The organism is Bacillus haimaensis (assembly GCF_048270625.1).
GTDB classification, from domain to species: Bacteria; Bacillota; Bacilli; order Bacillales; family Bacillaceae_I; genus Sutcliffiella_A; species Sutcliffiella_A haimaensis.
Genome location: NZ_CP158164.1, coordinates 1,565,655 through 1,586,074 on the forward strand (window position 1 = coordinate 1,565,655; position 20,420 = coordinate 1,586,074).

General features: G+C 42.4%; 24 protein-coding genes. All 24 read left to right on the forward strand.

What is annotated here, in order from left to right:
* Window positions 1-24 precede the first annotated feature (24 nt).
* The 24 genes from bshB2 to ABN702_RS08105 all read left to right on the forward strand — a co-directional run bounded on the left by bshB2 (window position 25) and on the right by ABN702_RS08105 (window position 20,365).
* Window positions 25-690 carry a bacillithiol biosynthesis deacetylase BshB2 gene (bshB2, locus tag ABN702_RS07990; protein ID WP_417900173.1) on the forward strand — a complete coding sequence of 222 codons (666 nt, stop codon included), beginning with the start codon at window positions 25-27 and terminating at the stop codon, window positions 688-690.
* Window positions 691-900: 210 nt separating this feature from the next.
* Entirely contained in the window at window positions 901-2,220 is a 1,320-nt protein-coding gene (locus ABN702_RS07995) for a phenylacetate--CoA ligase family protein (protein WP_417900174.1), read from the forward strand.
* An 87-nt stretch (window positions 2,221-2,307) separates the two neighbouring features.
* The gene (paaA, locus tag ABN702_RS08000) at window positions 2,308-3,276 is read left to right on the forward strand and encodes a 1,2-phenylacetyl-CoA epoxidase subunit PaaA (protein WP_417900175.1); all 969 of its coding nucleotides are present in this window, start codon (window positions 2,308-2,310) and stop codon (window positions 3,274-3,276) included.
* A 15-nt stretch (window positions 3,277-3,291) separates the two neighbouring features.
* Window positions 3,292-3,639 carry a 1,2-phenylacetyl-CoA epoxidase subunit PaaB gene (gene paaB / locus ABN702_RS08005; RefSeq protein ID WP_417900176.1) on the forward strand — a complete coding sequence of 116 codons (348 nt, stop codon included), beginning with the start codon at window positions 3,292-3,294 and terminating at the stop codon, window positions 3,637-3,639.
* Window positions 3,636-4,460: a 1,2-phenylacetyl-CoA epoxidase subunit PaaC gene (gene paaC / locus ABN702_RS08010; RefSeq protein WP_417900177.1), complete on the forward strand. Its 825-nt coding sequence runs from the start codon at window positions 3,636-3,638 to the stop codon at window positions 4,458-4,460. Before paaB ends, paaC begins: the two co-directional genes overlap by 4 nt.
* Window positions 4,461-4,535: 75 nt before the next feature.
* A complete protein-coding gene (gene paaD / locus ABN702_RS08015; protein WP_417900178.1) occupies window positions 4,536-5,027 on the forward strand; it encodes a 1,2-phenylacetyl-CoA epoxidase subunit PaaD in 492 nt (163 codons plus the stop codon).
* Between the two features lie 72 nt (window positions 5,028-5,099).
* The gene (locus tag ABN702_RS08020; RefSeq protein WP_417900179.1) at window positions 5,100-5,408 is read left to right on the forward strand and encodes an EthD family reductase; all 309 of its coding nucleotides are present in this window, start codon (window positions 5,100-5,102) and stop codon (window positions 5,406-5,408) included.
* Window positions 5,401-6,180, forward strand: a complete 780-nt coding sequence (locus tag ABN702_RS08025; protein ID WP_417900180.1) for an enoyl-CoA hydratase/isomerase family protein — start codon at window positions 5,401-5,403, stop codon at window positions 6,178-6,180. Before ABN702_RS08020 ends, ABN702_RS08025 begins: the two co-directional genes overlap by 8 nt.
* Window positions 6,181-6,191: 11 nt before the next feature.
* The gene (locus tag ABN702_RS08030; RefSeq protein ID WP_417900181.1) at window positions 6,192-6,965 is read left to right on the forward strand and encodes an enoyl-CoA hydratase-related protein; all 774 of its coding nucleotides are present in this window, start codon (window positions 6,192-6,194) and stop codon (window positions 6,963-6,965) included.
* A 25-nt stretch (window positions 6,966-6,990) separates the two neighbouring features.
* Window positions 6,991-8,508: an aldehyde dehydrogenase family protein gene (locus tag ABN702_RS08035; RefSeq protein WP_417900182.1), complete on the forward strand. Its 1,518-nt coding sequence runs from the start codon at window positions 6,991-6,993 to the stop codon at window positions 8,506-8,508.
* 67 nt (window positions 8,509-8,575) lie between these two features.
* Window positions 8,576-9,430, forward strand: coding sequence for a 3-hydroxyacyl-CoA dehydrogenase (locus ABN702_RS08040; protein ID WP_417900183.1), 855 nt, complete (start codon window positions 8,576-8,578; stop codon window positions 9,428-9,430).
* 15 nt (window positions 9,431-9,445) lie between these two features.
* Window positions 9,446-10,654 (forward strand): 3-oxoadipyl-CoA thiolase, encoded by a 1,209-nt coding sequence (gene pcaF / locus ABN702_RS08045; RefSeq protein WP_417900857.1) that lies wholly within the window; start codon window positions 9,446-9,448, stop codon window positions 10,652-10,654.
* 299 nt (window positions 10,655-10,953) lie between these two features.
* Window positions 10,954-11,829 (forward strand): phenylacetic acid degradation operon negative regulatory protein PaaX, encoded by an 876-nt coding sequence (gene paaX / locus ABN702_RS08050; RefSeq protein ID WP_417900184.1) that lies wholly within the window; start codon window positions 10,954-10,956, stop codon window positions 11,827-11,829.
* Between the two features lie 117 nt (window positions 11,830-11,946).
* Window positions 11,947-12,750 carry an aminoglycoside 6-adenylyltransferase gene (locus tag ABN702_RS08055; RefSeq protein ID WP_417900185.1) on the forward strand — a complete coding sequence of 268 codons (804 nt, stop codon included), beginning with the start codon at window positions 11,947-11,949 and terminating at the stop codon, window positions 12,748-12,750.
* Window positions 12,751-12,804: 54 nt separating this feature from the next.
* On the forward strand, window positions 12,805-13,209 hold the full coding sequence (locus ABN702_RS08060) for a hypothetical protein (protein ID WP_417900186.1): 405 nt from the start codon (window positions 12,805-12,807) through the stop codon (window positions 13,207-13,209).
* A 129-nt stretch (window positions 13,210-13,338) separates the two neighbouring features.
* Window positions 13,339-13,776 carry a DUF4181 domain-containing protein gene (locus ABN702_RS08065; protein WP_417900187.1) on the forward strand — a complete coding sequence of 146 codons (438 nt, stop codon included), beginning with the start codon at window positions 13,339-13,341 and terminating at the stop codon, window positions 13,774-13,776.
* Between the two features lie 449 nt (window positions 13,777-14,225).
* Window positions 14,226-14,699 (forward strand): GNAT family N-acetyltransferase, encoded by a 474-nt coding sequence (locus tag ABN702_RS08070; RefSeq protein ID WP_417900858.1) that lies wholly within the window; start codon window positions 14,226-14,228, stop codon window positions 14,697-14,699.
* A 78-nt stretch (window positions 14,700-14,777) separates the two neighbouring features.
* Window positions 14,778-15,086, forward strand: coding sequence for a hypothetical protein (locus ABN702_RS08075; protein ID WP_417900188.1), 309 nt, complete (start codon window positions 14,778-14,780; stop codon window positions 15,084-15,086).
* A gap of 79 nt (window positions 15,087-15,165) precedes the next feature.
* Complete coding sequence (locus tag ABN702_RS08080) at window positions 15,166-15,627, forward strand: DIP1984 family protein (RefSeq protein WP_417900189.1); 462 nt, start codon at window positions 15,166-15,168, stop codon at window positions 15,625-15,627.
* A 335-nt stretch (window positions 15,628-15,962) separates the two neighbouring features.
* Window positions 15,963-16,622, forward strand: coding sequence for a Type 1 glutamine amidotransferase-like domain-containing protein (locus ABN702_RS08085; protein WP_417900190.1), 660 nt, complete (start codon window positions 15,963-15,965; stop codon window positions 16,620-16,622).
* 17 nt (window positions 16,623-16,639) lie between these two features.
* Window positions 16,640-17,104, forward strand: a complete 465-nt coding sequence (locus tag ABN702_RS08090; protein ID WP_417900191.1) for an NUDIX hydrolase — start codon at window positions 16,640-16,642, stop codon at window positions 17,102-17,104.
* Window positions 17,105-17,328: 224 nt separating this feature from the next.
* Complete coding sequence (locus ABN702_RS08095) at window positions 17,329-18,303, forward strand: YncE family protein (RefSeq protein WP_417900192.1); 975 nt, start codon at window positions 17,329-17,331, stop codon at window positions 18,301-18,303.
* Window positions 18,300-18,983, forward strand: coding sequence for a response regulator transcription factor (locus ABN702_RS08100; RefSeq protein ID WP_417900193.1), 684 nt, complete (start codon window positions 18,300-18,302; stop codon window positions 18,981-18,983). Before ABN702_RS08095 ends, ABN702_RS08100 begins: the two co-directional genes overlap by 4 nt.
* Window positions 18,980-20,365 carry a sensor histidine kinase gene (locus tag ABN702_RS08105; protein ID WP_417900194.1) on the forward strand — a complete coding sequence of 462 codons (1,386 nt, stop codon included), beginning with the start codon at window positions 18,980-18,982 and terminating at the stop codon, window positions 20,363-20,365. The genes ABN702_RS08100 and ABN702_RS08105 overlap by 4 nt, the downstream gene beginning before the upstream one ends.
* Window positions 20,366-20,420: the final 55 nt, after the last annotated feature.

A 20,420-nucleotide genomic window follows, 5' to 3' on the forward strand; every position in this document is an offset into this window, starting at 1 on the left:
CTCGTGAAAAAGGAGAGATTTAATATGCAAGCAGAAAAACACGTACTGGTCGTATTTCCACACCCGGACGATGAAGCATTCAGTTCATCCGGTACAATAAAACAATTCACTCAAAGTGGTGTTCCTGTTACCTACCTATGCGGAACACTTGGACAAATGGGGAGAAATCTCGGCAATCCGTTATTCGCGAACCGGGAAACGCTGCCGGAAGTCAGGAAAAAAGAGCTTGTGGATGCATGTAAGGTAATGGGCATCCAGGATCTCAGAATGCTTGGATTACATGATAAGACGTTGGAATTTGAAGATGAAAATTATTTGGCGGACATCATCGGCAAGGTTTTGGAGGAAGTAAAGCCGTCCTTGCTTTTAACCTTCTATCCAAAGCATGGCGTGCATCCAGATCATGATGCGATGAGCAATGCTGCTGCACTTGCCGTATCACGCATGCCGAAAGAAGAACGACCGGTCATCTATGGAAAAGCCATTCTGAAAAACAGCGTGGACCTGATCGGACCCCCTGATATCACGATTGATATCAGGGATGTTGCAGAAGACAAGCTGAAGGCCATTAAAGCGCACAAGTCCCAAACAAGCGGATGGGTGGAGCTGATGGAAAAACAATTGAAGGAAAATGCGCCTGAAATTGAAGATTGGCTGTACCGTGAAACTTTTTGGACGTATGAGGCATAGAATATGAAATGATTAAAAGCTGCTGGGCACTAAATGAGCCCAGCAGCTTTTTTTGTCTGGAAATCAAATCAATCAAATATTCTGAAAATATATTGACATTTGAATTGTTGAACGTTATTTTTATGTTGAACGTAATATATTACAGAAAGTTTTATAACGGTATTATTTCGTTATATTAATTTTCGCTAGAATATCAAGGCGGGTGATACAATGATTCTCCATGTTATAGAAACGGCTGATAGTAGAACCATGGCAGAGCTGCAGCTCGAACGATTAAAGGAAACCCTGAACCATGCATACAGAAATGTCCCATTCTATCAAAAGAAATTTGATCAACTGATGATAACACCTGACAAGATTGCTTCTCTCCAAGACATTCAACATCTTCCATTCACTACAAAGAAAGATCTCAGAGATCACTATCCATTCGGACTTTTTGCAGTTCCCAGAAATGAAATTGTCAGGCTTCACGCCTCGTCAGGCACTAGCGGCAAGCCTACCGTAGTTGCGTACACACAAAAGGATATCGATATGTGGAGTGACATTGTAGCCAGAAGCATAGCAATTGGAGGGGGAGAAACAGGGGAGCTTCTCCATAATGCATATGGATACGGACTTTTTACAGGAGGACTTGGTCTTCACTATGGCAGTGAACGTCTAGGCATGATGACAGTTCCGGTTTCTGGAGGAAATACTGAAAGGCAGATACAGTTGATCGAGGATTTCAAGCCTACCGTCATTTGCGGTACTCCGTCCTATATACTTGCTGTTGCTGAAAAAATGGAGCATCTTGGGAAAAACCCTGCAGAAACCTCCCTTAGATACGGTATTTTCGGAGCAGAACCCTGGTCAGAGGAAATGAGGATCACCCTCGAAAATAAATGGAATATAAAAGCCTGTGACATCTATGGTCTCAGCGAAGTGATCGGACCTGGTGTGGCGATGGAATGCCACGAGGCACAGGATGGACTTCATATAGCCGAAGACCATTTCTATACGGAAATCATTGACCCAGCGACGCTTCAGGTGCTTCCGGAGGGCGAAGAGGGAGAGCTTGTTTTTACAAGCTTGACGAAAGAAGCTTTGCCAATCATCCGTTATCGGACAGGGGATATTGCTTCGATTAAAAAACAGCTGTGTGCTTGTGGAAGGACGACCATCAAGATGTCGCGAGTTAAAGGAAGGGTGGATGATATGCTGATTATCCGCGGTGTCAATGTCTTTCCTTCTGAAATCGAACATCACCTCCTAAGCATTCCGGAACTGTCACCACACTATCAGCTTTTACTCTCAAAGGAAAACAATCTAGATTGTCTGGAAGTGGTGGTGGAAATCAATCAAACAGTATTTAATTCCCAAGATGAATACGAAAATAGGGAAAATTTCAATTCTCTTTCTCGAAAAGTGGAGCATATATTGAAAACCGGCTGCTATATTTCCGTACGTGCTGCTGTGGTAGCACCGGGTACTATCCCAAGGTCCGAGGGGAAGGCTGTAAGATTAATAGATAAAAGAAAAGTAGCGCAATAAAAATTCAGAACTTTCAGAGTTGATAAATGTATAACATTATATTATAATTTCGTTAAATAAACGTTATAGAAATAGGAGGCGGCGATCATGACCAATTCACTTTCGTTTGACCGCTTAACAGAAGAGGAAAAGCATCAGCACTTCATGAACCGGATCGAAGCTGGTGAAAAGATAGAGGCAGACGACTGGATGCCAGAAGAATACCGGAAAACCTTGATTAAATTAATCAGTATGCATGCAATCAGCGAAATAATGGGAGCGCTTCCAGAAAAGGAATGGGTCCCGAAAGCACCCACACTGAAAAGGAAGCTTGGCATCATGGCAAAGGTACAGGATGAGATGGGGCATGGCCAGCTTTTGTTGAGAGTGGCAGAGGATCTCATGGAGCCATACGGAAAAACCCGTGAAGAAATTATGCAGGACCTATTTTCGGGAGATTTGAAGTTTCATAATGTCTTCCATATGGAGGCCCCTACATGGGGAGATGCAGGACTGATCGGATGGCTGGTTGATGGTGCAGCGATCATCTCTCAGACCAATATGCTAGATGCTTCCTATGGGCCATATGCCAGGGCATTAAAGCGAATCTGTGCGGAGGAAGTGTTCCATGCACAGCATGGAGAAGCGATCATCATGGCTCTTGCGGAAGGAACGGATGAACAGCGGGCAATGATTCAAGACTCCATTATCCGATGGTGGGATGCGCTCCTTATGTTCTTTGGGCCTGCTGACGCCTCCACCACAGGAACATCAAAACAGGATATTACAACGAAATACAAAATCCGAACAAAGAGTAATGAAGAACTGCGTCAGGATTTTTTTACCAAATATATTCCGCGGGTGTTATCTTTGGGGCTGACAATTCCGGATACAACGATGCATTACAGTGAAGAAGAGCAGAAGTGGATCTATCAGCAGCCGGATTGGAGCCAATTCAAGGAAATCATCAAAAATAACGGGCCTAAATCCAAAGACCGACTGCGGCTACGGGTCATATCGCATGAAAACAATGCATGGGTCCGTGAAGCGCTGAGCTCCGAGACCAATGCATGCTAGGAAGGAGGAACAATATTGAGCACTAAAGGATTTTATCAGGAATATGAAGTGTTCTCAAAAAGAACGCACACTTCCCCTATGCAATACCAATTCAGCCTTCTAGCACCAAACGCGGAGCTGGCACTTGTCATGGCGCAGGAAAATTTTATGCGCCGCGAACCGGTGGTGGATATCTGGGTGGTGAAAAGGTCAGCAATGAGAAAGATGACTCAGGAAGAGCGGGAGACATTACAGAGAATCGACAACAAGGATTACCGGAATACAAAAGGGTATGGCTATCTGAAAAAGAAGTGGCGTCATTATGAACAGGAAATGCTCGATGAAAAAGAGATCATGTCCTGGGGAGGGAAGCTGAAACAATGAATATAGCAAAAGTGGAAGAAGCGAAAAAGGATAAAGCCTACCATAAGGCCTTGACGCAGCTATTGTATCAGCTTGCCGATGATGATTTCATCATCGCCTTCCGAGGTTCTGAATGGCTTGGTCTTGCTCCGCATATCGAAGAGGATGTGGCATTCTCATCCATTAATCAGGATACGATGGGGCATGCGGCCATGTTCTATCAATTACTTGAGGATCTGGGTGAAGGGGAAATGGATGCCCTGGCACATTCCCGTAATGCAAAAGATCGGGTAAATGCCGTTCTTTTGGAACTGGTGAATGGCCCTGGTAACTATTTGAAGGAACCGAAATATGACTGGGCTTTTGCCGTTGTCAGACACTATTTCTACACGCAAGCAAAGAAACTGAAGATGGAGTCGCTGAAAAACTCCTCCTATGAACCTTTGAAGCACGTTGCCATCAAGGTAAACATGGAGCTTTACTATCATCTGCTCCACTGGAGAACCTGGTTCACCCAGCTCTGTCAGGCTAATGGGGATGCAAGATCAAGGATGATGGCTGCAGTGGATAAAGTTCTTGCTGATTTTGGCGGGGTACTGACGCTTGGACCGGATGCCGCTCAGATTTCTCACTTTGGCCTTCTGGAAGGGGAAGAGGTCTTACGCCAGCGCTTCATTCAGACCATGACAGATGTTTTTGAAAAGGTGGACCTTCCTCCTCTCGAAAACAGGATGGGCATGAAAAATGGGGATGGTCGTAAGGGTGAGCATACGAAGGATCTGGAGGAAGCCATTCTTACATTGGGTGAAGTGTATAACAGTAATCCAGCGGCAGTCTGGTAATTGGTCATGAGAAGTGAAGATGCACATACACTATTGAGGGAGCCCTTTTACTCCAATAAAAGGAATGAGTCACATATGGAAGACAGCATAAAGCTTGAAAGAGTATGGGAACAACTCCAGTCAGTGAAAGACCCTGAAATTGATTCGGTCAGTGTGGTCGAATTGGGGATGGTAGAGGATATCATCCTGGATGAGAGGAAAGTCACAATCAAAATGCTGCCCACTTTCATGGGCTGCCCAGCATTGGAAATCATCAAGAAAAATGTAGAAAAAGAGATTTGCAATCTAGCAGTTTTTGAACAAGTGGAGGTAGTTTTCATCTATGAGCCGCCTTGGACTTCCGACCGTATCTCAAGTGTAGGCCGGGAGAAATTAAAGGAATTCGGCATTGCTCCTCCGCCGGAATTGGATAAGAACGGAGAATGGCATGTGGATTGTCCTTACTGCGGCTCCACCTATACGACCATCGATAATATTTTCGGTCCAACTGCATGCAGAAGCATTCTATATTGCAGAGGCTGCAAAAACCCGTTCGAAGCAATGAAACCCATTTCCACCATGATGTAAAAGCTGGTGAAAGAAGCTTACTGGAGACAAACTCTATTAAGCTTACTACATATAAAAAAGGAGAGTAATAAAATGGTGAAATTAATCGCACTTTACAAGCACCCTGAAAACAAAGAGGCATTCGATCAGCATTATTTTGAAACACACGGTCCTATCACACAGAAGATTCCTGGACTACGCAAAATGGAAGTGACAAAAGTGGTGGGAAGCCCGATGGGTGGCGAAGGCAAATACTACTTGATGTGTGAAATGTACTATGATAGCCATGATGCATTGAAGCAGGCAATGAGAACGGATGAGGCGAAAGCATCCGGGAGGGATTTAATGAAATTTGCTGGTGATCTGGTTACCCTGATGATCGGTGAAGAAGTGAATGAATAACAGATTCGAATTTCTTGATGTCTCGGTACAGGGTTCGATTGGAATCGTCGCGTTAAATCGTCCGAAAGTGTTGAATGCGATCAATCGTCCGATGGTATCGGAAATCGTATCCATCATCGAGGAGTTTGACCGCAATAATGAAATAAAGGTCATTGTGCTTTGTGGGCATGGCAGGGCTTTTGCTGCAGGGGCTGACATTGACGAAATGGCAGAGGCGGGTGCCATCGAACTCGAGCTGTTAAATCAGTTCACCGAGTGGGACCGTCTGGCATGGGTGAAAAAACCGATCATCGGGGCTGTGCAAGGTTTTGCCCTGGGTGGAGGGTTTGAATTGGCACTGTGTTGTGACATTCTGTTTGCAGCACATGATGCAGAATTCGGCTTTCCTGAGATCAGTCTTGGCGTGATGCCTGGAGCAGGCGGTACGCAAAGACTGACGAAATTGATGGGAAAATCAAAGGCGATGGAATGGCTACTAACAGGTGATAGATTGAGCGCGAAAGAAGCACTACACTATGGGGTCATCAACCGGGTTGTTGCAAAAGAGCTGCTACAGGAGGAAACCTTGAAATTTGCCAATAAAATTGCAAAGCAGGCTCCACTTTCCCTGCGCCTAATCAAGGAGTCTGTGCTAAAAGCAGTGGACTATTCCGTGTATGAAGGAATGCAATTTGAACGTAAGAATTTTTATCTGCTATTCGCATCCAAGGATCAAAAAGAGGGGATGCGCGCTTTTCAGGAAAAGAGAAGGCCAAACTTTGAGGGAGAATAAGGAGGCCAGTCATGTTTGAGACAATCATTTACACGATTGAGAACCAGGTAGCCTGGATCAGGCTGAACCGACCGGATAAATTGAATGCGTTTACAGAACAGATGAACAGGGAAATCCAGAAGGCAATCAAACAGTCCAGTACTGATCAAGAAGTACGTTCGATTGTGATTACAGGGGAAGGAAGAGCGTTCTCCTCAGGCCAGGACCTCGCAGAAGTAGATGAAAATATGGACCACGGTGACGTGCTTCGAACGAGGTATGGTCCGATGATGAAGGAGCTTGCACGTTGTGAAAAACCGATCATTGCAGCCGTAAATGGAGTCGCAGCAGGTGCTGGTTTCAGCCTGGCGTTGGCTTGTGATTTCCGATTTTTATCAGACAAGGCAAGTTTTGTCCAGGCTTTTATTCATGTCGGTTTGATTCCTGACTCTGGTAATCTCTATTTCCTTCCTAAACTTATCGGTAATGCCAAAGCACTGGAGCTCGCTGTTTTTGGGGAGAAGATACGGGCAGAGGATGCAAAAGAGCTGGGTCTTGCAACCAGAGTCATACAGCAGGAAAACTGGGAGGAAGAAGTGAAGGCATTTGCAGAGCGTCTGGCCTGCATGCCTACCCAGGCGATCGGTTTGATTAAACGTTCCCTTCAAGCAAGCTGGGCGATGAATTTTGATGAGTACCTGGAACATGAGGCATTTGGACAAAGAATAGCCGGTCTATCAGACGATCATAAGGAAGGCGTTACATCTTTTGTCGAAAAACGAAAACCTGTATTTAAAGGAAACTAATAGATGATTAAGGGGATGAGCAAATATGGCAACTGTAAAAGAGGCAAAGCTGGAACAACTGGATATGAAGCGTGACGCGTATCAATTGATTATCGGTGGTCAAAGAGTAGATAGCTCCACTGGAGAAACTTTTACAACCTATAATCCTGCAACAGGTGAAGCGATCGCAACAATCGCCAAAGCTTCCAAGGAGGACGCCGAAAAAGCGGTGGAAGCTGCAAGGAACGCATTCGACAAAGGGAAATGGAAGCTGTTCCCGTTAAACAAGCGTGCAAGAACGTTGAATAAGATTGCTAGCATCATGCGCTCCCGTTTTAACGAGTTGGTGGAATTGGAGATTCTGGATACAGGGAAATCCCTTTCTGCTGCGCAAGGTCAAGTGATGCAGGCTATCGAGGATTTCGAATTCTACGCAGGGGCAATTGTCGGTCATAGAGGGGCTGTCAACAATGTTCCAGGTCAATTCCAGAACATTACCGAAAAAGAACCTGTAGGAGTTTGTGCGCAAATCATCCCATGGAACTATCCATTAATGATGGCTGCATGGAAGGTAGCACCTGCCATTGCAGTTGGTTGTTCTGTAGTGGTCAAGCCTGCCACACTGACGCCTCTTACTGCAATCATACTTGGTGAGATCTGTATCGAAGCAGGAGTACCGGAGGGTGTTGTCAACGTCATCCCTGGTGCAGGTTCGGAAGTAGGAAACTACCTGGTTGAGCACCCGTTGGTGGATAAAGTGGCATTCACAGGCTCCACGCCAATCGGGAAAGACATTATGGAAAAGGCGTCTAAAACCCTGAAGCGCGTTACATTGGAGCTTGGCGGTAAATCTCCGAATCTCGTATTTGAAGATGCAGACATCGATGCGGCAGTGGATGGATCCCTATTCGGCATTTTCTACAACACGGGTCAATCTTGTGAAGCGCGTTCCCGCCTGTATGTACATGAAGATATCTATGATGTGTTCATGGAGAAGTTCGTGGAAAAGGCTAAAAAGCTATCACTTGGCGATCCGTTTGCCAAAGAAACTCATATTGGGGCTGTCATCAACAAAGGCCAGCTTGATGTCATTGACGGGTATGTCCAGTCAGCAAAAGAAGAAGGGGCTAATATTGTACTTGGTGGAAAAGTTGCCAAAGTGGAAGGCTTTGAAAATGGTTTCTGGTATGAACCTACCATCATTACCGGAGTCAATCATGACATGAAGGTTGTCAAAGAAGAAATCTTTGGCCCGGTCGTAGTAGTAATGCCATTCAGTGACGAAAAAGAAGCAATCAAGCTAGCGAACGACAGCGAATACGGCCTGGGATCTGCGATCTGGACAAAAGATTACGGACGTGCCACCAGAGTTTCCAAACAAATCCAAGCTGGAATCGTCATGGTAAACTGCCCGTTCTCCGCTTTCCCGGGAACACCATTCGGCGGCTACAAGCAATCCGGCTTCGGTCGCGAGCTTTGCATTGAAACCTTGGACCTTTACACAGAAACAAAGAGCATCATCTCCTACTTCGGGAACCGTCCTCTGAATCCGTTTGGAGTGTAAGTATATAAAATGGAAGCAAAGGGGCGCGTTCCCTTTGCTTTTTTAAAATGTAAGGGAGGCAGCTTCAATGGAAAAAGTAATTGTCATCGGTTCAGGAGTAATGGGAAGAGGAATTGCCTATGTCAGCGCGCTTGGTGGATTTTCCACCACGCTGGTTGATGTAAAACAGGAGCAATTAGTGGGAGCGAAGAAAGAGATCCAGCAGATCATCGAAAAGGGAGTGGAACGAGGCAAGCTCTCGACTACGGATGCAGACTCCATTAATGAAAGAATGTCCTATTCGGTTCATCTGGAGGATGTAGTGAAGGAAGCGGATCTGATTATTGAGGCGGTACCAGAAAATATCGAAATCAAAAAATCTGTATTTGAACGTATCGATCAGCACGCGCCATCCCACTGTCTGTTTGCATCCAATACCTCCACCATGAGTCCGACCGAGATCGGTAGCTTCACGAATCGACCGGAAAAAGTGATTGCGATGCACTTTTTTAATCCAGTACATAAAATGAAGCTAGTGGAAATTGTCCGAGGGCTTGAAACGAGCGATGAAACGGCAGCGGCTATCCGGTCCGTTGCAGAAAAAATGGGTAAGGAAACCGTTGTTGTCAACGAATTTCCCGGTTTTGTCACAAGCAGAATCAGCGCCTTGGTGGGAAATGAAGCATTTTATATGCTGCAGGAAGGAGTAGGTACTCCAGAAGAAATCGACAAAGCAATCAAATTGGGCTTGAATTATCCGATGGGACCTTTTGAACTTGGAGATCTAGTTGGCTTGGATACCCGATTAAACAATCTGAAATACCTTCATGAAAAGCTTGGGGAAAAATACAGGCCAGCACCTCTTCTGGAAAAGTACGTAAAGGCCGGCCGTCTTGGAAGAAAAAGCGGAAAAGGTGTCTATGACTATCAGAAAAACGACTAGAAGGAAGGTGACATGATGAAAGAAGTGGTAATTGTGGATGCATGCCGGACCCCGATTGGCAGATATAAAGGAGCGTTAAAATCTGTTCGTCCTGATGACCTCGGTGCGATTGTCATTAAAGCCCTGATGGAAAGAAATCCAAATGTTCCTGCCGAGCAGATTGAAGAGGTTGTATTCGGAAATGCCAACCAGGCAGGAGAGGACAACCGAAATGTAGCAAGAATGTCCGCTTTATTGGCAGGACTGCCAGTTGAAGTCGCAGGAACCACCATAAACCGCCTTTGCGGGTCAGGCCTTGACGCCGTCAATTATGCTGCACGAGCGATAATGGCTGGCGAAGGGGAGATCTATATCGCAGGTGGTACAGAAAGCATGACAAGGGCTCCATTTGTCATGAAAAAACCTGATACTGATTTTCCACGTGGAAATATGGAGCTGATCGATACAACAATTGGGTGGCGCTTTATCAACAAAAACTTGGAAAAGATGTATGGGGTGGACTCCATGCCTCAGACAGCGGAAAATGTTGCGACGGAATTTCGCATCTCCCGCGAGGATCAGGACAGCTTTGCCTATGAAAGCCAGCAAAAAGCTGATAAGGCCATGAAATCAAACCGTTTTGCCGAAGAACTTGTACCTGTCACGATCATCGATAGAAAAGGCAACCAAACAATCGTTGACACCGATGAACATCCACGTCCTGAAACCACTTTGGAGAAGCTCGGGAAACTTCGGCCCCTTTTTGAAGACGGTACTGTTACAGCGGGTAACGCTTCTGGTGTAAACGATGGGGCCTCAGCACTTATATTGATGAGTGCAGAGAAGGCTGAGGAATTAAATCTAACACCACTAGCAAGATATGTCACATCAGCGGTCGCGGGACTTTCCCCAAGCATCATGGGAATCGGTCCGATCCATGCGACAAGAAAAGCGTTGCAGCGTGCCGGACTCACAAAAGAGGATCTGGATCTGATTGAATTGAATGAAGCCTTCGCCTCCCAATCCCTGGAGTGCATCCGTCAGTTGGAGTTGGACGAGAAAAAAGTGAACGTGAACGGCGGGGCGATAGCTTTCGGTCATCCTCTCGGTGCAAGCGGCGCGAGAATCCTGACCACCCTTGTCCATGAAATGAATAAAAGGGAAGTCAAGTTTGGTCTCGCCACCATGTGTGTCGGTGTCGGGCAGGGAATCGCAACAATAGTGGAACGCATCGAAAAATCATAGAGCATGCCTCTCTATGATTTTTCGTATTTCCTATGACGCGTTACTTTGATAAAATGAAACTACTGTAATACGATTACTAGATTTTTTTCAAAAGAAGACTTGTTTCGGATAGATTGTTGTTTGTCGTATTAGGTTTCCCTCGATAGATAAGTATCATCGTGCTCTTTTTCTAAGAGAAGATACGAAGGAGGTTAGCAATCTTTATGATAAAGTAGGTAAAAAATCCAAAAGCCGATTTTTTACTCGAGGCAAATAGCAATAATATATACGAAAAGAGCTTAAAAGAAAGAGGATGCTGGATGAACACAAGATCGATGATTTTCACGTTATATGGAGACTATATCAGGCATTATGGAAATAAAATCTGGATCGGGAGCCTGATCAGGCTACTCAAGGAATTCGGCCATAACGATCAGGCCGTACGTGCAGCCATATCAAGAATGAACAAACAGGGATGGGTGCAGGCGGAGAAAAAGGGGAATAAAAGTTATTACTACTTAACGGAGCGAGGCGTGAAAAGGATTGAAGAGGCAGCCAAGCGTATCTTCAAATTGAAGTCTGAAAGCTGGGACGGGAAATGGCGTATTCTCATGTATACCATTCCCGAAGAAATACGCAGTGTCAGGGATGAGCTACGCAAGGAACTCGTTTGGAGCGGTTTTGGGACCCTTTCCAACAGCTGCTGGATTTCCCCGAATGCCTTGGAGAAGTCGGTTCAGGACCTTATACATAAATATGAAATAGAGGAGTATGTGGACTTCTTCGTATCCGAATACAAAGGGCCGCATGAAGACAGCCGATTGGTGACAAAAAGCTGGGACCTTCAGGAGATCAACGGTAAATACCAACAATTTATCCAAGAATACAGCCAAAAGTATATTATCGATAAAAGCAAAATTTCAAAAGGCCAGATGTCCGATGCCGAATGCTTTGTGGAACGCACAAAGCTTGTACACGAATACCGGAAATTCCTGTTCGTGGATCCGGGCCTTCCCGAGGAACTGCTTCCTGATATGTGGCTCGGAAGCCATGCAGCAGCTCTCTTCAGCGAATACTACAAGGAGCTTGCAGAACCGGCATCACGCTTCTTTGAAGGGGTATTCGAAGACGGCAACGAATTAAGCTTCAAAGATAAAAAATATGACGTACTCGATCATCCTTATATCATTGAGTGATTTGGATTTTACGCGTGGGGGAGTCGGCGGGAAGCTGCTTCCTTTTTTTGTTTACCCTTATATCCAATATGTGGTAATATTGAGTTATCTATTAAGTATTGATTTTAGAGGTGAAGCATGTACAGTTCAGAGGTTAGGGACATTTTTTTTACTAACACAATAGAGAAATTGAAGTCTATTAAATTGATAGAAGGTATCATTCAATTGGGATCCGGGGTGACCGGGTATAAGGATGATCATTCAGATATCGATCTGATGGTGTGTACTGCTGGAGTAGAGGATGTAGAGGAAACAAAAAATCAAGTATATCGGAGCTTCAGTGATATCACCCCTTACATTATTAAAGAAAAACGTCTAAGAGAAAATGTCTTTCTTCTGATCGTTTTTATGGAGAACTCCCTGGAATTCAATGTATCCATTGTTCAGACTGATCTATTAAGAGTAAAATCTCCGTTGTGGAAGGTAGTCTTTGATAAAACGGGAATGGTAACAGAGAAGATGAATTTGGAAAGTGAACGCTTTAACCAAAAACCTGTGAAATATCCCGTCCAAGATGATGTAGTCTTTGAATTTTTCTATTCTTCGTTGAAATTGGACAAAGAGCTAAAGCGGAATAACCTGATCTACGCCCTAAAGATGCTTGAGACAATGAGGGATTGCACGCTGCAAGTCCAGGCAATGAACGAAAATAAAAAGCTTCACCAGTTCAAGGCTTATGAAACGCTAAATCCTTCCTTTATCCAAAGGTACCTCTCCACATATCCTGATCAAATTACCGCTGAAAAGGTGGAGGCCGCAGCCATAATTTTGAAAGAGTTGTTTATTGAAACAGTAGAGAAAAGTGAGATTCATATGGTAGATCATGAATTAAAGCAGTTTTTGGCGATGTATCCTTTTTCGTGTAAGTTCGCTCCTAAATAAACCTAATATTAACGGTAGTGATAGCTTAATAAAGTTTAGCGAAAGGGGATACAAATGAAGAAGTTTGTCCCTATCCTCCTTTTAATCATTTTGGTATTAACCGCGACTTTCTTCTTTTCTAAAGGAAATATCAATAGGTTTAAAGATTTTTTAGTCGAAGAGAAGATTGAATTTAAAGAAGTATCTATTAATCCAAACTCAACCTTTGACAATAGACTACTGGGAAAAAGCCCTCATCATCTGCAAATTACAAGTGATGTGTTCTTACATATTTATAAGTATCCGAGCAACGCCTTAGCCCAGAAGGCAAAGGTTAATTTTATAAGGGAAACTGCAATGCTTGATTTGACTGGGCACAATTTTATTGTTGCAGAAGAGATGTTTATCATTCTTGAATACGATGGGGAATTGAATGAAGCTAGTAGAACAATTGGTGGAAAAATAGAAGAATTTCAGTAGTCTGTCGGAAGAATTACCAACCGATACTCAAAGCTGACGTTAATTATTTGAATATTAAGTTTAAATTGAAACCCTTAAGGTTCCTAGTTCGTATATATATTGGATGAAGTAGGAAGTGAGGAGATATTTATGTACGACGAAATAGTACCTCTAATATGGCTGAAACTGGTACTGGTATTATGTATATTTGGAGTGGTTTTGTATATCTTTAATTCTATGATGAGAAAGTTATTGAAAGTGGAGAAGAAAAAATTCTTGTCATACAATCATATCAATGCTACACATAAAAAAGTCGATTGGACCATCAGAATACTCATTATTGTATGTTTGTTTGTAGGACTTTTTATTAATGTGCAAAATGATTTCTCTGACGGCTATTGGTTTTTGGAAACATATTTTCTACTTTTTCTCTTTATCATCCTGTCTGAAATAGCTACAGCCTTTATGGAGTGGAAGTACGCTGAAAATAAAAATGCTTATCTATTCACTATTTTTCAACTGCTGTTTATTGTTGCTTTCTTATTGATCATGTTTGCTAGTGATTTTTTCGGACTCATAAAAAGTTAAGGCATGCAGAGGGGCACAACTGGGCGGGCGTTATGAGACCACCATTTCATATGATTTTAATTTTTGTGGTCTCAACCGAGTGTATTGGAACCACCATTTTTCCTGAATTCAGTTTTGGTGGTCTCAACCGAGTGTATTGGAACCACCATTTTTCCTGATTTCAGTTTTGGTAGTTTCAACCGAGTGTATTGGAACCACCATTTTTCCTGATTTCAGTTTTGGTGGTTTCAACCGAGTGTTTTGAGACCACCATTTTTCCTGATTTCAGTTTTGGTGGTCTCAACCGAGTGTATTGGAACCACCATTTTTCCTGAATTCAGTTTTGGTGGTTTCAACCGAGTGTTTTGAGACCACCATTTCGGCTTTATCCGATTTTCGTGGTCTCAACCCCACATTCCACATTTGCCAAATTGATTATGAAAGGCGGTTGTAAGTTGTACCAAGATAAAATGGCTATCATTACATTTGCCCCTGAATATGCAGAAGAAACAGTAAGAATGTGGCGGGAAAGTAAGTATCAGGCCATTGGTGTGCTGGAGACTCATAACTTCGAAAGTCATGTTTACTTTTTAAATCATATTTTACCTAAAGAATTTCACATTGATATAGCGTTGGTGGACAAAAAAGTTGTTGGGATAATTGCCTACAATGAATCTCATATAAGCCAGTTATATATTCATATCGCTTATCAAGGTTTAGGCATTGGGAAGAGATTACTTGAAAGAGCTAAAGATCAATCTACGGGAAGATTAACTTTATATACATTTGAGATAAATACTAAAGCGCAACAGTTTTACGAGAGTAATGGATTTAAATTTGTTGGCAGTGGCCATGAAAATGAAGAAAATTTGTCGGATATTCTATATGCCTGGACCGCCGAATCTGAATCAGGTAAAATATCCCCATTTCACAGCCAAAATTGAAACCATTCAAGCGCCAATACGTATACACTAAAAAGGCATTACAAATTGATTTTAGTTGATACTGCTTGGAGGGGTATTATGGCAGATGCAATTTTATATTTTATCTTTATGATCCCCGTTTACGGCATATTAATATGGACCTATTTATGCCCTGAGGAAAGTATGTTATTCGGTGAGAGGTGGATGTACAAAGAAGAACCGGAGTTTTCTGAAGATGCAATCCGGTACACAAAGTTTGTGGCCAGTGTAGGGATACTTGGTATTACTATGATTCTTGTATTATTTGCTATTGAAAGTAGATTAATAAAATTTTTTATCATTCTCGGATTCATAATATATGTAATATTTAATGGTTATAACCTTCTCAAAAAATACTTGGAGCTATAGAGGGAAGTATGGAGGAGTCGAAGTCTTGAAAATAATAAATGTGAACCATTGAGAATCATTGGTTAAGGGAGTGATTTACATGAAATTGGCAGAGGCTTTAATATTGCGTTCAGATTACCAGAAAAGAGTGGAGCAGTTGAAGAATCGTCTGTTCCAAAATGTAAGGGTCCAGGAAGGCGACCAGCCTAATGAGGAGCCAAAAGTGTTAGTGGAGGAATTGACGGAACTCCTGGTTAAGTTGGAGAAGCTGATTCAAGATATTAATAGAACTAATTTACATACCAAGATTGATCAATCGCTGTATCTGGCTGACGCATTAACAACGAGGGACATAATTGGCCAGGAAAGGAAGATTTATAGCGAGCTAATAGAGCAGGCGACCGAGCGCCATGACCGCTATTCAAGGTCAGAGATTAAGTATGTGACAATCATCCAAGTAAAGGATACACAAAAGCATATTGATGAATTATCACAAAAGTACAGGCTGCTTGATGTAAAGATACAGGAGCTCAATTGGAAAACTGATTTAATAGAAAAGTAAACCGAATAGCATAGCAAGCTGGTAGCGAACACGAAAAGGCGAATACCAAACCTTACAACAGGTAAAAGTTGTATCCATGGTACGGGTTACGGGGTGACCCTAGGGGTTCGAGGCCTCATTTTACAACTTAAACCCCAGTAATGTTACAGCATTACAACGTATTCAAACAACTTACATCCAGGTATTGATTTTCGTTTCGTGAGGGTGGATAGGGGAAATAGAGTTCTATCTTTTTAACTGAGGCGTTGATCCAGAAGGATTGATGCCTTTTGTTATTTATTTCTAGATGTATTAAATTGGATATTAATAATATGGATTTGCAAAGAGGTGATCACATGGGGAAGCTGTTCTTTTATAGTGACCAAGTAAAGGAGTCTCCAGGGAATGTAAGAATGGATGAGTTACTTTTTGCTGGTATGGAGCCAAAAAATATAAAGATAGGTTACATACCATCTACGGAAGACAAGGAAAAAAAGTATTTCCATACAAAGGTACAATATTATCTTGAGTACGGAATCCAGCACTTTATGTATTTTGACCTTTACAGTGAATTCGATCCATTGAAGATTAAAGAATTGCTCAGTTGTGAAATCCTTCATCTTTCGGCAGGAAACCCAATTGATTTTAGAGAGGCAATTAAAAAACGCAAGATGGATAAGGTTTTACGAAATTACTTTGACAAAGGTGGAATCATTGTAGGGGTGAGCGGAGGAGCTGTTCAACTTGGAAAGTCTGCGAATTTGTTTCAACTTTTTATAGGTGGTTCTAATGAAGATGAATTGGATACATTGAACTTTGTGGATTTTGAGTTTTTACCTCACTATAATCGCTGGAATGACGAATTTAAGCGAGAAGTTCTTTCATACTCTAAAACTGCTGGAACAACTGTTTATGCTGGAAATGACGGAGATGGGCTTATTGTCCATGAGGATGGCTCTGCCCAATTGATAGGTGACATTGTTGTGATTAATGACCGCGGAAATATTTCAGAATAAAAAAGGAGGAATAGGAAATGAGTTACGTGATGGATTTAAGAGAATTGGTGGGGCAAAGACCGTTACTACTACCTGGTTCAGTCGTCTTAATTGTAAATGAAGATAATAAATTGTTATTGCAACAAAGAAGAGATGGAAGCTGGGCATTGCCCGGTGGTCTAATGGAGGTAGGTGAAAGCCTGGAAGATACAGCAAGGAGAGAAGTGGAAGAAGAAACAGGTCTCTTAGTTGGAGAATTGGAGCTGCTGACTGTTTGTTCTGGACCTGAGTATTATTTAAAATTATCAAACGGAGATGAGTTGTATTCCATAACGGCCGTCTATTTAACGTTTGGCGCTAAAGGTAGTCTTCAAATTGATTATACGGAGTCTAAGAATATGCAGTATTTTAATATTAATGATTTGCCTGAGGGGTTAAATAGGGCAAACCGCAACTATATCGAACCTTATCTGAAAAAAATGACAACTAAAGGAGCTACATAATCAAATAATGTTTTCTTATAAAGAGTATATATTTATGAATTGATAAATTTATCACATCCTCTTAACTTTCTTTATCCTCCAAAATAGAGTTATAAGATATGAATACTAATAATTTCCCAAAAAGGTGATTCTACTCAAAGGAATCATCTTTTTTGTTCTCTCACACATTTTTCACATTTATGGAGTAAAATAATGGTTAGTATGTTTGTTAGGAGTGTTACACCGTGAAAAACTTATTCGTACTAGGGGTAATTCTAGTTGTACTATTAACAGGATGTACAAGGGTTAATATCGATTTGCCTAAATCGGATACCCCTGAGTCAACCATATATGTGACCCACTTAAAAGAGAATGCAATAACCGCCTTGGACATGCCCACTGGAAACCAGGAGAAAGTCAGTTTACCTTTCAGGTTTTCATCGATTGTGGAAGTAGAACCTGGATATTTACTGGCCTCAGTGAAGGAAGAAGATCAATTGTTTGAAATAAATGTAAAAGAGAACAAGGTTACGCCAATCCTGGATGTTGACGAAGGGATTCTTGAGTTGTTGTATAATCCGGAAGAGAAGTTGCTTTATGCTGCCAATGGAAAGTCGAACAGGATCAGTGTGATAGATATGGAAGAGAAGAAGGCGGTAAAGGGAATAGAAGTTGGGGAATACCCTTCTAAAATGTTCCTGGATGGTGACAGGCTATATGTGCTTACTTCAGGAAGTGGGGAAGTGTTTGTTTTGGATACAGCCACATATGAGGTAACGGGTTCCTTTTCAGTGAACGCAAGACCTGAAGGCTTGCACTTTGATGGCACCTACCTCTGGACAGGCGGTCATGGTGCAGCAGGAGAAATGAATGAAAAGGTATTTGCCTATGACCCGGAAACAGGAAAGGAAATGATGTCTGTAAATACGGGGCTAATGCCTATTCATATCTTACAACACTCTCCGGATTCTCCATTATTTGTTCTTAGTCACGGGGATCACAGCTTGACAAAAATTAATGCGGAGACCTATAAAGTGGAAGAGAAAATCGACGTCTGTGACAATCCAAGCTATATGATTGCGGAAAAACAAAGCCTGTATATATCGTGCCTGGATGGGGACGAATTACTAATGGTTAATCAGGACAATGTAAATATTATGAACAGGTATAAAATTTCTAATGGTCCCTTTTTACTTTTCAAGGGAGGCGATGAGAAATGAACAACGCCTTACGGGTATTGGTCGTTGATGATGAAGCGGACATGAGGGAATTACTTGGGATGTACCTGGGTAAAGAGTTTTATCACGTTCTCTATGCAGAAAATGGAGATGAAGCACTAGATACGCTTTATATGAATGAAGTGGATTTGATTATTCTTGATGTCATGATGCCTGAAATGGACGGGTTTACAGCTTGTAAGAAAATCCGTGAGAAATATATGATTCCCATCCTGATGCTGACCGCCAAAAGCGATGAATGGGACAAGGTGAGGGGTCTGAAGCTTGGAGCGGATGATTATGTCATGAAGCCATTCAGTCCAAAGGAACTTCTTGCAAGGGTGGAAGCATTGCTGCGTCGTTCCAAGCAAGCATTCTTTGATGTGCTTTCCCATTCAGGCATCACTGTCCAAAAAAGTGCAAGGCAAGTGGAGGTAAACGGGGAAAGAATAAACCTCGCGAGAAGGGAATATGATTTATTGCTATTTTTAATGGAGCATGAGGGACAGGTGTTTTCCAGAGAGCAGCTCCATGATGTGATCTGGGGATTGGATACGGAAAAGGGCTCTTATCGAACCGTGGATACACATGTGAAAACCTTAAGGTTCAAATTGAAGGAGGCAGGAGACCACATCAAAACGGTATGGGGTATCGGCTATAAATTTGAGAGGAATGAAGCATGAATCCACTATCCATCCGCAATAGGATCTGGTTGACCATCATTTCTGTTTCCGTCCTGACCATTCTGCTCGTTGTAGTGGTATCCTATTATCTCTATCAGACCTTATATATCGAGAAGCAAACCGATACACTAATAAAGCAAGGCCATCTTCTTGAAGAGGTCTATTATGAAAGCCCGCAGGATGTTTTTTCGGAGCGTTTGGAATGGATTGAACAAAGCTCAGAAACATCGATAATCTTTTCGAATGACCCGATGCAGCTTGCCAGTGGTGCGCCATTCGATTCTTTTGCAGAAGAGAACCTTATTTCCTTTTCGGAAAGACAGGAATTATTAAAAGGGGAAACACTGATTTTTACGAAATATCATACAGGATTGGATCAGGAAATACGGGCAGTCGTCATTCCGTTAAGGCTTTCTGAAGGATTGGACGCCGTCATCTTTCTGTACATGCCACTAACAGCAATCACGGATGCCTTTCATCCAATTAGGAACTTTCTACTTATCGGCATGTTACTGATCATTGTGCTCTTAATTCTAATTGGAAGAAAAATGACGAATAGAATTGTGCAGCCGATCAAGCAGATGGAGAAAATAGCAAAAGAAATTGCCCAAGGGGATTTTTCCATCCGGCTAGCCATTAATGGGGAGGATGAAATTGCAAGCCTTGGCAAATCGATTAATGTGATGTCATCCAATTTGGAAGAGGTGGACAGGAACAGACGTGAATTCTTAGGGAATGTATCGCATGAATTGAGAACCCCGATCAGCTATCTGAAAGGATATAGTGAGGCGCTGGGGGAAGGAATCATTACGCCAGCAAAATACGTCGAAATTACCCGAAAGGAAACCGACAGGATGAATCAGCTTGTACATGATCTGTTGGATCTTGCCCAGCTGGAGGGAGATTCGTATCCGATTAGCAAGGAGCCAATCATATTTTCCGAATTAGTGAAAGATGTGTGGAACCGTTTTGAGTGGAAGCTGAACGAAAAAATTCTCGTAACAGAGTTCAATCTTGATGAAGAGGTCGTAGTGAATGGTGATCATGGGCGGTTGGATCAAGTGGTAGATAACCTTTTAAGTAATGCCATAAAGTATACGCGTGAAAAAGGAAAAATAAAAATTTCTGTACTCCAGGAAAATACTTCAGGAGTTTTGATTATAGAGGATGAAGGAATCGGAATCCCAAAAGAAGATTTGCCGTATATTTTCGAAAGATTTTACCGCGTCGAAAAAGCCCGGACTAGAAAAAGTGGCGGTACAGGCCTTGGGCTTTCTATCGTAAAAAAGATTGTACACAAGCATAATGGGGAAATTATCGTGGATTCACAGCTCGGAAAAGGGACAGTGGTCAAGGTGAAAATTCCTTTGTTCGTGTTTTAAATCCTTCATTCTTTCTTCACAATTATCAATCAAACTATAAGCATACGGTGAAAAA